This is a genomic window from Gordonia sp. (in: high G+C Gram-positive bacteria), from assembly GCF_020438995.1.
Lineage (GTDB): Bacteria > Actinomycetota > Actinomycetes > Mycobacteriales > Mycobacteriaceae > Gordonia.
Map to the genome: position 1 here is coordinate 1 of NZ_JAGQTN010000081.1, position 6,803 is coordinate 6,803.

At 65.5% G+C, this 6,803-nt stretch carries 7 protein-coding genes; 6 read left to right on the forward strand and 1 reads right to left on the reverse strand.

Annotated features, from left to right (window positions below; genetic code table 11):
* The 4 genes from KDB67_RS06960 to KDB67_RS06975 form a co-directional block, all read left to right on the forward strand.
* A partial coding sequence (locus KDB67_RS06960; RefSeq protein ID WP_291014066.1) for a sulfotransferase family protein occupies window positions 1–1,037 on the forward strand: 1,037 nt, incomplete at its 5' end.
* A 93-nt stretch (window positions 1,038–1,130) separates the two neighbouring features.
* Window positions 1,131–2,897 (forward strand): circularly permuted type 2 ATP-grasp protein, encoded by a 1,767-nt coding sequence (locus tag KDB67_RS06965; protein ID WP_291014067.1) that lies wholly within the window; start codon window positions 1,131–1,133, stop codon window positions 2,895–2,897.
* A complete protein-coding gene (locus KDB67_RS06970; protein ID WP_291014069.1) occupies window positions 2,894–3,877 on the forward strand; it encodes an alpha-E domain-containing protein in 984 nt (327 codons plus the stop codon). The genes KDB67_RS06965 and KDB67_RS06970 overlap by 4 nt, the downstream gene beginning before the upstream one ends.
* Window positions 3,874–4,716, forward strand: a complete 843-nt coding sequence (locus tag KDB67_RS06975) for a transglutaminase family protein (protein WP_291014071.1) — start codon at window positions 3,874–3,876, stop codon at window positions 4,714–4,716. The genes KDB67_RS06970 and KDB67_RS06975 overlap by 4 nt, the downstream gene beginning before the upstream one ends.
* Before the next feature lie 14 nt (window positions 4,717–4,730).
* Here the strand turns inward: KDB67_RS06975 and KDB67_RS06980 are convergent, their stop codons facing one another.
* Window positions 4,731–5,360, reverse strand: coding sequence for an alpha/beta fold hydrolase (locus tag KDB67_RS06980; protein ID WP_291014074.1), 630 nt, complete (start codon window positions 5,358–5,360; stop codon window positions 4,731–4,733).
* A 117-nt stretch (window positions 5,361–5,477) separates the two neighbouring features.
* Here KDB67_RS06980 and KDB67_RS06985 point away from each other — a divergent pair, with 117 nt between their 5' ends.
* Together KDB67_RS06985 and KDB67_RS06990 are read left to right on the forward strand one after the other, a co-directional pair.
* A complete protein-coding gene (locus KDB67_RS06985; protein ID WP_324388138.1) occupies window positions 5,478–6,344 on the forward strand; it encodes a DUF559 domain-containing protein in 867 nt (288 codons plus the stop codon).
* Between the two features lie 160 nt (window positions 6,345–6,504).
* Window positions 6,505–6,803: GTP-binding protein (locus tag KDB67_RS06990; RefSeq protein ID WP_291014076.1), on the forward strand; the 299-nt coding region annotated here is incomplete at its 3' end.

The following is a 6,803-nucleotide window of genomic DNA, read 5'->3' on the forward strand; positions in this document are numbered from 1 at the left end:
CGCTCTCCTCGTCGGGCCTGCTCTATCCGGGCAATGAGATCGCCGACCACTTCCACGCGGCCGCCCACCTGCAGCCCGACCGCTACCTCGACTGGGTGGACCCGGAGTTCGCGTCGGCGTGGCCGACAATGGTGGCGCAGATGAAGGCGTGGCCGCAGCGCTCGCTCGTCAGTCACGAACTGTTCGCCACCGCCACGGCCACGCAGGTAGAGAAGCTCATGTCCGATCTGAGCTTCGCCGACGAGGTGCACGTGCTGGTGACCGTCCGCGATCTGGGTCGGCAGCTGCCGTCGGTGTGGCAGGAGAACGTCAAGAATCAGCGCACCGCGACCATCGGCGAATTTGTCGACTCCGTGCTCGCCCACGCACCTGGAACCTCCGAAATGGCTGCCGGCCGCGAGGAACCCTTTTGGGAATTCCAGGACTATGTACGAATCCTGCGCACCTGGGCACCGTTCGTCGGTGCCGAACGGGTGCACGTGATCACGGTGCCGAAGACCCGCACCGGAGACGACCTCTGGAACCGTTTCCTGTCGGTCATCGGCGTCGACCCGGCTGCGCTGACCATTCCGGTGCCCGACCTGAACTCGTCGCTCTCGGCGGCGCAGACCGAATTCGTGCGGAGACTCAACACCCGGCTGCAACCCGACGACATCGAGTGGCGGCGGTACGAGCGGGTGATGAAGGGGCAGGTCATCGGCGAAATCCTGTTCGCCGAACGCGAGGGCCGTGCACAGCGGCTGTCGGGCGAACATCTGCGGTGGGCGGCCGAACACAGCCACGCGATGATCGCCGACATCGCGGCAGCCGGCTACCGGGTGGTCGGCGATCTCGACGATCTTGCAGTCGACCCGACGGACGAACGAACCGAGGCGCTGACCGACGCCGAGGTGCTCGACGTCGCGTTGGGCACGGTGGCCGCTCTCGTCCAGTCGGCAGCCCTGCCGAAGACCCGCCAGCACTGGCAGACACGAACGGCGAATGTGGTGCGCCGCGTACGGCGCCGGGCGTTGGGCGTTCGGCGAAAACTGCGGTAGCGCGGCAAAATCTGGTGTCCCGGGGCGTCCTCTCGCGGGTCAGTCGCTCAACAGTCCTGCCGAGTTCGGGTTTTTGTAGCACCATGTCAAGTTATGAGTGCCGCGTCGACAACGAAGGCCGCCAAGCGTACCCCCGCCAAGGCTGCCCAGCCCAAGCCCGCAACAGCCTCGGCCAAGGCAACAAAACCCAGAACCCCGGCCAAACGCTCGAAGCCCGCGACCACCCAGCCACGCGAGATCGAGAGCACGTTCTTCGGCGGCTACACCGGCGCGCCGTCGTTCGGAAAGCCCTACGACGAGATGTTCGACGCCGGCGGTGAGGTACGCCCGGCATACCGCGGCATCTTCAAGGCGTTGGCAGAATCCAGTCGCGAAGACCTCGACGCCCGGATCGATGCTCTCGGAAGGGCATTCATCGACCAGGGCGTGACGTTCTCGCTGTCGGGAAAGGAACGGCCGTTCCCACTCGACGTTCTGCCGCGCGTCATCTCGGCAGCCGAATGGACCAAACTCGAGGGCGGCATCGCCCAGCGTGTGCAAGCGCTCGAATTGTTCCTCGATGATGTGTACGGCACGCAGGAGATCCTGCGCGATGGGGTGCTGCCCAAACGACTTGTCCACTCGTGTGAGCACTTTCACCGGCAGGCGGCAAATATCCGCCCGCCCAACGGGGTTCGCATCCACGTCGCCGGTATCGACCTCATTCGCGACGAGAACGGCGAGTTCCGGGTGCTGGAGGACAACCTGCGCTCGCCGTCGGGTGTGTCGTATGTGATCGAGAACCGGCGCACCATGGCGCGGGTGTTTCCGGACCTGTTCGCCTCGCACAGGGTGCGGGCGGTCGGCGACTATCCGAGCCATCTGCTGCGCGCGCTGCGGGCGTCGGCGGCGTTCAACGAGGCCGACCCCAACATCGTGGTTCTCACTCCGGGCGTGGCCAATTCGGCGTACTTCGAACATTCGCTGCTGGCTCGGCTGATGGGCGTCGAACTCGTCGAGGGCCGTGACCTGTTCTGCCGCGACAACGTCGTGTACATGCGCACCACCGAGGGTGAGCAGCGGGTAGATGTCATCTATCGCCGCATCGACGACGACTTCCTCGACCCGATGCAATTCCGCCCTGACTCGATGCTGGGGGTGGCCGGCCTGCTCAACGCCGCCCGCGCCGGCAACGTGGTCATCTCGAGTGCGGTGGGCAACGGCGTCGGTGACGACAAACTCATCTACACCTATGTGCCCGAGATCATCCAGTACTACCTGGGCGAGAAGCCGTCGCTCAAGAACGTCGACACCCTGCGGTGCTGGCTTCCGGACGAGTGCGAAGAGGTTCTCGACCGTATCGACGAGCTCGTCGTCAAACCAGTTGAGGGATCGGGCGGTTACGGGATCGTGTTCGGCCCGGATGCGACGAAGGCCGAACTCGACGTACTGGCGAAGAAGGTCCGCAATGATCCGCGCGGCTGGATCGCGCAACCGGTCGTGCAGTTGTCGACGGTCCCCACCAAGATCGGTGAACGGATGCGGCCGCGGCATGTCGATTTGCGCCCGTTCGCCGTCAACGACGGCGAATCGGTATGGGTGCTCCCCGGTGGCCTGACGCGCGTGGCGCTGCCCGAGGGTTCGTTGGTGGTCAACTCCAGCCAGGGAGGCGGCTCCAAGGACACCTGGGTGCTGGCCGCCCGTGGCTCCGGGGGTGAGCGCGAACTCGCCGGTGCCAAGGTGGTCTCGAGCCGGGTCGCGGCGCGGCCGGCGGAAAGCGCACCCGAGCCCATCCACACGCAGACCCAGCAGCAACAACAACAAGGGCCGATCGCGGCACCCGCACAGGTCCGCACAGGACAGGAAGGCGGCGGGCAATGATGCTGGCCAGAAATGCCGAATCCCTGTATTGGATCGGCAGATACGTCGAACGCGCCGATGACATGGCACGCATCCTCGACGTCGCGATCCATCAGATCCTGGAGGATTCCACCGTCGACGTCGACCGTTCGGCCCGGCGGGTGATCCAGGTGCTCGGATTGCAGGCCCCCGATCCGAACGTGCCCGCGGACGTGTTCACCCTCACCGAACGTGTTGCCTACGACCAGGATTCGTTCGGGTCGATCGTCGACCTGATTCATGCCGCGCGTGAGAACGCCCGTGGCGCACGAGAAGTCACATCGTCCGAGATGTGGGAGTGCCTGAATACCACCTACAACGGGCTCGTCGATGCCGAGGAACGGGCCCGCACACTCGGTCCGCACGAGTTTCTTTCGTATGTGAAGAACCGTGGGGCAATGTTCTCCGGACTGGCCGACGCCACTCTCAGCCACGACGACGGGTATCGCTACCTGCTGCTCGGACGGTCCATCGAACGCGTCGACATGACCATCCGCATGGTGCTTTCGCGCGCCGGCGAGCGCGCCACGTCACCACAATGGGTGAGCGTGCTGGTGTCCGCGGGAGCCCACGACACGTACCTGCGTACCTACCGAGGCGTGATCGACGCCGAGAAGGTACTCGAATTCATGTTGCTGGACCGGCTTTTCCCACGATCGGTGTTCCATGCGCTGTGTGTGGCCGAACGCAATCTGTCCGAACTGGGGAAGGGCCCCAGTCGCGTCGGTGCGCAGGCCCAGGCGTTGTTGCTTCTGGGGCGGGCGCGGAGTTCGCTGGAGTTCCTGGACTCGGGCGACCTGCTCGACGGACTCGAGGAGCGGCTGCTGGATCTGCAGGACACCTGTCGCGCCGTCAACGAGGCCGTGACGAATCAATACTTCCACGTGTCACCGTATGTCGCGTGGGCCGACGCTCGGGTGAGTGACGGCGAAGTACTCGCTATCGAGGAGAGTGAACTGTGAGTTGGCGTCTGCGAGTGGTCCATTCGACGGGCTTCGCCTACAAGAGTCCGGTGACCTCGTCGTACAACGAGGCCCGTCTGACGCCGCGGAGCGACCACAGGCAGAACGTCATCGTCAATCGCGTGGAAACGGTGCCCGCCTCGCGTGCGTACCGGTACACCGACTACTGGGGATCGGCGGTGACGGCATTCGATCTGCACGCCCCACACAACGAGTTGGAGGTGTCGGGTCTGTCGGTAGTGGAGACCGAGGCGAGTGAGCGCCCCGAGAAGCAGGCGTCGTGGGACGACCTGCACGCCGAACACATCGTGGACCGCTACGACGAGATGCTCACCAACACCGCGTATGTGCCCAAGAACCGGAGCCTGGCGGCGGCGGCCAAGCGTCTGGCCAGAGGCAAGACGCCGGAGGAAGCGGTCGAGGCGATCTGCAAGTACGTGTACGGCGAGATGGAGTACGTTCCCGGAACCACCGGCGTGCACACCACCGCCGTCGACGCCTGGAACGAACGCAAAGGCGTCTGCCAGGACTACGCACACCTCACCCTGCTGATGCTGCGGTCGCTCGGCATCCCGGCGCGCTATGTGTCGGGCTATCTGCACCCGGACCCCAAGGCGCCGATCGACAAGACGGTCGCGGGACAGAGTCACGCCTGGATCGAGGCATGGACGGGCGGCTGGTGGGGCTTCGACCCCACCAACGACACCCCGATCACCGAACGCCACGTATCGGTGGGAGTGGGCCGGGACTACGCCGACGTGTCACCGCTGCGTGGTGTGTACACAGGCGGCGGCGCCACAGACCTCGACGTGGTCGTCGAGATCACCCGCCTCGCCTGAGGATCCGGTCAGCGTCAGCCGTAGCGGTCCTTCCGGTTGAGGAGAAATTCATCGACGGCGTCGGCGGTGAGTTCGGCGACACCGGTCTTGTCCGGTTTCAGGTCGTGGGGTGCGACGACCTCGACCACCTGTACCGGGGCGGTGAACAGGCCGATGGCGTCGGCGACTTCGTCGCTGGTGGCGAAGGGGTCACGGGTGCCGTGCACGATCAGCGTCGGCACCGCGATCTCCGGCAGATGTTCGGTGCGCATCCGTTCGGGCCTACCGGGCGGATGCAGCGGATACGACGACAGCAGCAGCCCGTCGGCGACCTCGGAATCCTCGGCCACCAGCATCGACGCCTGCCTGCCGCCATACGAATGCCCGCCGACGATCAACGGTCCCTCGGATTCGTCGCGGAACAGCTCGCACGCTTCCCGGATCCCGTCCCGGTCGGCTGCCGCCTTAGACGGACTCGGCGGCCCCTTCGGCCGCTCCTGCCGGTACGGCAGATCGATCCGCGCGACAACCAGCCCCCGCGCGCACAGCGCGTCGGCGTAACCGCGCAGGATCGCCGCGTCCCGATTCCCGCCCGCCCCATGCGCGAGTACCACCACCCCGCGCGCCACCCCGTCGGGCCGCACCACATCCGCCACCACAGTCATGTGCTCACGGTAAGCCATCGGAAACTCCGCGTTTTGTGTCGCCTCGCGCTACAAAACGCGGAGTTTTCGGGCGAAATGGAACCTTTGGGCCGGTTGGTGCGTCTGATTCGCGTGCAGATGCCCGCCGTGTTACGCAAGCTTGCTCTTGAGCACGACGGAGTCGTCACGATCGACGCAGCGCTTGACGCCGGGATGTCACGGTCGTCGGTGTATCGGCGGGTCAGGGCGGGCGAGTGGCGCAGCCACGGTAATGGGGTGTACAGCATCGCCGACCATCCGCAGACCGCGCGAACCCGACTTCGGGTCGAGACGTTGATTCTGGGTGAGTCCGCGGTCCTGTCGGGCCTCGGTGCGGCGTATTGGCACGGGCTGGCCGACCAGGCGCCGAGGATCATCACCGTGACCGTTCCGCCCAGCAAGAATGTGCTGGCGGTCCGGAAGTCGGTGCGGCTGCGATACCGGGATCTGGAGGACGCCGACGTCGTTACCCGGGTAGGTCTGCCGGTCATCGGGGTTCCGCTGTCGGCGCTGGAAGGGGCTGTAGAAGGCGGTGCCGAGGTGGTGGACAACGCGCTCCTACTGCATCGGGTGTCGATCGCGCAATTGCACGCGGCTGCCGGGCGTCGTCGCGGGAGATCGGGCCACCCGGAGATGGTTCGCCTTTTGGAAGGTGTCGGAGACGGTGCGCGGTCGGCGGCCGAACGTGTAATGGCTACGTTGTTGCGTCGGGCGCGGATTCGTGGCTGGGTCGCGAACTATCCGACCGCCGGATACTACGTCGACGTTGCGTTTCCGGAGAAGATGCTCGCCGTCGAGATCGACGGCTTCGCCAGTCACGGCGGAGCGCGCGCCTTTCAACGCGACAGGACCCGCCGCAACGCACTGATCACCGCCGGCTGGACAGTGATCAACTTCACCTGGGCCGACCTCACCGACCGCCCCGAGTACGTCACTGACTGCATCCGCCAAGCCCTAACTGCCTAACCGCAGACTCCGCGACTTGTCGCGCCATACGACACAAATCGCGGAGTCTCCGGTTGGCGGGCCGTCGGCCGGTGACGCTCGTCCGGTGGTGGTGGGACGGGTGCGGGTTCGGTCATGCGGCGACCCTATCGACCGGGTGTGGGAAACTGGACGGTGACCTGTGCCAGTCGAGGCACCCGCTGAAGGAGCAGTAGAGATTCCCAACTTCGCCGACACCACCTTCACCGACCCATCGCGGATCCGGAACTTCTGCATCATCGCCCACATCGATCACGGAAAGTCGACGCTGGCCGACCGGATGCTGCAGCTCACCGGCGTGGTGGAGGAGCGTGCGATGCGCGCGCAGTACCTCGACCGGATGGATATCGAACGCGAGCGTGGCATCACCATCAAGGCGCAGAACGTTCGGCTGCCGTGGAAGGTCGGTGACGAGGACTACGTCATCCACCTGATCGACAC